The sequence below is a fragment of the Bacillus sp. MN7755 genome, assembly GCF_054771475.1.
In genome coordinates, this window is record NZ_BTRL01000048.1 from 1 (window position 1) to 2,349 (window position 2,349).

A 2,349-nucleotide genomic window follows, 5' to 3' on the forward strand; every position below is an offset into this window, starting at 1 on the left:
CAACTAAGTTTTTTTATTTCGTTTGTCGTGTTCTGCGTTATTGCATCGGCGACTTGTTCTATATTACACCTCTAACCTACAATCGTCAATATGTTTTTATAAAAAAACTTCATTTTTTATAAATCCTATTTACGTTATTAAAATATCTATTTATACGCCTCTTCTATAAGAATAGATAAGCAACCCATAAAATACTCTATGGGTTGCTATTCCCTCATAAAAACTATTGTTCTTTTGATGGCACTGAACAACTTCCATCATTACAAGACATATCGTTTCCTTCTTCTGCTGAAAGTTCTTGTAACTTCGGTGCAGGATTCTCCTCTTCCCATACTTGCTGAAGTGCACCAACAAAAGTCTCAAGTGGTTGCGCACCCGAAATAGCATACTTTTGATTAATAATAAAATAAGGTACTCCTGAAATTTGATATTGCTGTGCAATCGATTCATCAATTCTAACATCATTGGCATACGCATTTTTATCGTTAATAACACTTAAAGCTTCTTGCTTATCTAAGCCTGATACTTCAGCCATAGTAGCAAGAGTATCCACATCACTTAAATTTCTCGATTCAGTGAAGTATGCAAAAAGTAGATTTTCCGTAATCTCTTTTTCTTTCCCTTGATCCTTTGCAAATTTTGCAAGACGATGCGCATCAAAAGTGTTCGTCGGCTTCATCTCATCAAAATTAAAACTTAAACCCATACTAGCTGCATGATTGCCTAGTTGCACATTATTACGTTTAGCTTCTTCAATACTAATCCCATACTTTGATGCAAGTACTTCATTAATACTTGTTCCAGAATAGATTGGAGCATTTTGGTCTAATTCAAAACTTTTAAACTCAACTTCAACATCCTTCTTATGCGGAAATTGCTCTAAAGCCATTTCTAATCTACGTTTCCCAATATAGCAAAATGGACATACAAAATCTGACCATACTTCAATTTTCATAGAAACACCTCATTAACATGTAGTTTCCAATCATTGTAGCACTGGCACTAAGAAATTCAAAAATTTATGCTTCAAGCCTTATATACTGAAACCTAAAATGAATTTATAAATAGAAAAACGATAATCAAAAGTATTACCTTCTGATTATCGCATATATAAATCTAATTATGCTGGAATATATCTCCCTACGAACTTCCATACGGTATTCCAATATGTATTTGAATCTATCTTCTCAGCTTCTCCATGTCCAGCACCTGGAACAATTAATTTCTCTTTTTCTACTTTTGCAGCATTATACACTTCATCTAACATTTCAAAAGGAACGAATGTATCCGCATCCCCGTGAATGAATAGCATCGGTGTTTTACTTTTCGCAACTTGTTTAATAGCTGAAGCTTCTTCTAAATCATATCCAGCTCTTAATTTTGTAACTGTATTTGCCGCATTCATAACAGGAAACTTCGGCAAATGGAATAGATCTTTTAGTTGATAAGTAAATTCATCAATAACAGTTGAGTATCCACAATCTTCAATAATAACTTTAACATTAGAAGGTAAATCTTCACCTGAAGTCATCATTACAGTTGCCCCGCCCATTGAAACACCAAAGAGTGCTATTTCAGCATTAGGATCTTTCTTTACAATTTGTTGAATCCAAATCAAAATGTCTTTACGATCATGCCAGCCCATACCAACATAATTCCCTTCACTATTTCCGTGCCCACGAAGATCTGGTGCTATGACATTATAGCCTTGTTCATAAAAGTTACGAATATATTTCGTCATTTCTGATGCTCTACCATTGTATCCATGAACTACAATCGCCCATTTATGACTAGATTGTTCATTCATATATTCATAACCTGTTAAATTCAGTTTATCGAAAGAACGTATAGTTAATGTGTTAGGCTTATACTTCGATACGAAGTTCGCATTCTTTTCTTCATTTGTAGCTAATACATCTCCCGATGCATTTACCGTTTCTGCTAAATGAGGATTATCCTCTAAAAATTCTTTTTCTTGTTTCGCATTCAACGCATAGTTATAAAAATAATTCCCGACTAACATATAAGCAATTGCTAGAAGGATTAAAACTACTATAGTAATTACACCTATCTTTTTCATATTATCTCCTTTTTTTAAAATTAAATCTCCCTATACTAAAGTACTTCAAAAAATAACTGTATTATTTTAACACACCGACAGATTGCTTCTGCAAAAAATAAAATAGAAAATCTTAAACTACACATCGAAAATGATGAAAGAAATTGAATATGAGAGGATTAAAAGAAGAGGGATCACTTAAAATGGTACCTTGAGGTTAATACAAAGTTATAAACACAAAAAAGACGAGTCATTCTGACTCGTCTTACAGTTGCTTGGCGACGTCCTAC

2 protein-coding genes are annotated in these 2,349 nt (G+C 33.3%); both read right to left on the minus strand.

Annotation, left to right across the window (positions count from 1 at the left end):
- Positions 1–223: 223 nt before the first annotated feature.
- Positions 224–955, minus strand: a complete 732-nt coding sequence (locus tag ACYVEC_RS30220; RefSeq protein WP_460509544.1) for a DsbA family oxidoreductase — start codon at positions 953–955, stop codon at positions 224–226.
- Positions 956–1,120: 165 nt separating this feature from the next.
- Positions 1,121–2,080, minus strand: coding sequence for an alpha/beta hydrolase (locus ACYVEC_RS30225; RefSeq protein ID WP_063223595.1), 960 nt, complete (start codon positions 2,078–2,080; stop codon positions 1,121–1,123).
- Positions 2,081–2,349: the final 269 nt, after the last annotated feature.

What these genes read in the sequence shown, in the direction of transcription:
- ACYVEC_RS30220 (WP_460509544.1), bottom strand. Translation starts at nt 955, where the DNA reads ATGAAAATTGAAGTATGGTCAGATTTTGTATGTCCATTTTGCTATATT.
- ACYVEC_RS30225 (WP_063223595.1), bottom strand. Translation starts at nt 2,080, where the DNA reads ATGAAAAAGATAGGTGTAATTACTATAGTAGTTTTAATCCTTCTAGCA.